The 2,094-nt window shown below is 46.8% G+C and carries 3 protein-coding genes; all 3 read right to left on the bottom strand.

Annotated elements, in window-relative coordinates; all coding sequences use genetic code 11:
• A partial coding sequence (fliF, locus tag B3180_RS01790) for a flagellar basal-body MS-ring/collar protein FliF (protein WP_286842630.1) occupies positions 1-1,032 on the bottom strand: 1,032 nt, incomplete at its 3' end.
• A gap of 47 nt (positions 1,033-1,079) precedes the next feature.
• The gene (gene fliE / locus B3180_RS01785; RefSeq protein WP_199495143.1) at positions 1,080-1,412 is read right to left on the bottom strand and encodes a flagellar hook-basal body complex protein FliE; all 333 of its coding nucleotides are present in this window, start codon (positions 1,410-1,412) and stop codon (positions 1,080-1,082) included.
• Positions 1,413-1,550: 138 nt separating this feature from the next.
• Positions 1,551-2,094: helix-turn-helix domain-containing protein (locus B3180_RS01780; protein ID WP_286842596.1), on the bottom strand; the 544-nt coding region annotated here is incomplete at its 5' end.

Raw genomic sequence — 2,094 nt, 5'->3', positions numbered from 1 at the left:
TCCACCAGCACTTCCTGCACCGGCCTCTTCCGGAATATCAGAGTCAAGTGGCGGCTGATTCGTTAATGCACCAGGGATACCACCAATTGCACTACCGACAGAGCGGTTTTCGACCGTCATTTCACTGCGAATTGCCGGCATATCAGGGTTAAACTGACGCTGAGTTTGTTCACGCTGGGTGAAGTCCATAGTGACATCAACCTGCGCCGTATAATTGTCATAGCCCAGCACAGGAATCAAAATACTGTCTATTTTCTTCAGGTATTCTTCTTCGCGCTTTTGCTCAATCTGATATTCGCGCGAACTTTTTGCCGCCAGGGCACTTTGTGAACCCGAGTTAAGCAAACGCCCGGCCTGATCAGTGACAGTAACGTGTTCAGTATTTAAACCGGTTACCGAAGACGCAACCATGTCAACAATCGAAGCAACTTCCTCTTCACTTAACGACGTACCACCGCGAACATTCAGCATAACCGACGCTTTCGGCTGTTTTTCACGACGGGCAAAAACATTTTCCTTCGGTACGGCCAGAAGTACTCTAGCCCCGGCCACTTTTTTAATTTCTTTAATAGCGCGCGCAAGCTGGACTTCACGGGAATGAATGAGTCGCTCTCGCTCCAGACGTTGACTAACGCCAAAACCCGGTTCGCTCATTAATATTTCAGAACCGTTATTGGTCGAGTTGCCGTAGTCTACTCCCGCACGAGTTAACTGCAGCTTGATTGCTTCATAATTCTCTTCCGGAACTGATACCGTATTGCCATCAACCTGGTACTCAATACCATTAGCATCCATATAGTCGAGCGTACTGATCAACTCCTGGGTTTCTAAATTACCTAGTGGACGGTAAGTTGATTCTTGTGCCCACAACATAATAAAAACAGCAATGGCGACACAGATAGCCAGGGCTAAAACCACAATGACCTGACGAAGCATGTCAAAGTTACCCAGCATTGTCATAATACCGGTCTTCTCGCCGCCGTCTTCATTGCTTGTTCGGTTGCTGTCAGGTAAGTCGGTATCTTGTACCATTAAATCTGTTGATTCAGCCACGACTCATATCTCCAGTGCTGCTGCGGTTATACCGGCATTGACATAATTTCTTTGTACGCATCAACCACTTTGTTGCGTACCTGAACAGTTGCCTCAAACGCAATACCCGCTTTTTGGCTGGCGATCATAGTTTGCTCCAGCGTGACATTTGGGTCACCAAGCTCCATGCGTGTTTTTAAATCGCCTGAGGTTTGTTGCAATTCGTTAACGTTATCCATTGCGTTTTTCAGCATATTGGAAAAGTCTGCTTGAGCAGTATTACCTTGCAGGGCGTTCACATTCGTAGGCTGGTCACGCTGAGAAGCCTGCGTGGCCATCGATTGTAACTGTTGGTAAAGTGCGTTTGCTTCCACTTTCATAATTAACCCCGTCAAAAATTCATCACTGACTCTATTTAAGGTTAACTATGCAAGCAAAATGCCAACTTATAAGATTGTGTAAAGAAAAGCCCTGAGATACAGGGCTAATAGTATAGGCAGAAGTATTTTAAGTCGCCTTTAAGAGCCTGTCAGGGTAAGCCCCTGCTCACGAATCTTCGCTAGTTTGTAACGCAGCGTCCGCGGACTAATTCCTAATTCATCCGCAACAGGTTGTCGTTTACCCTGATGGCGTTGCAGAGCTTCTTTGATAATTTGGTATTCCTGATGAAAAAGCGACTCATCCAGGTTTTCCGATTTATCATCAGACGCGCTCACTTGCTCCGGAAACACACTCGCCGGTTCAGCGATATCATTAAGTTCCAGCATTAAATCATCGGGCTGAATTTCATCACCACGATGCAGAACCAGCGCACGTTGTACGACATTTTCCAGTTCACGAACATTACCCGGCCAGGAATACGACTGTAATTGCTTTATAGCAGCAGCCGAAAAAATGACAGGTGTTTTAATACCGGAACGCTGCTTGTGTCGCTGCAATAAGTTTTCAGCTAAAGGCACAATATCCGCAGGGCGTTCGCACAAAGACTTCCAGTGCAACGGGAACACGTTCAGCCGATACATGAGGTCTTCGCGCAACTGTCCCTCACGCACCGCTTGTTGA

It is taken from the genome of Idiomarina sp. UBA4206 (genome assembly GCF_002383015.1).
GTDB lineage: Bacteria > Pseudomonadota > Gammaproteobacteria > Enterobacterales > Alteromonadaceae > Idiomarina > Idiomarina abyssalis.
The sequence above is the reverse complement of the archived record's forward strand: the minus strand, read 5'-3'. Positions and strand labels throughout refer to the sequence as shown.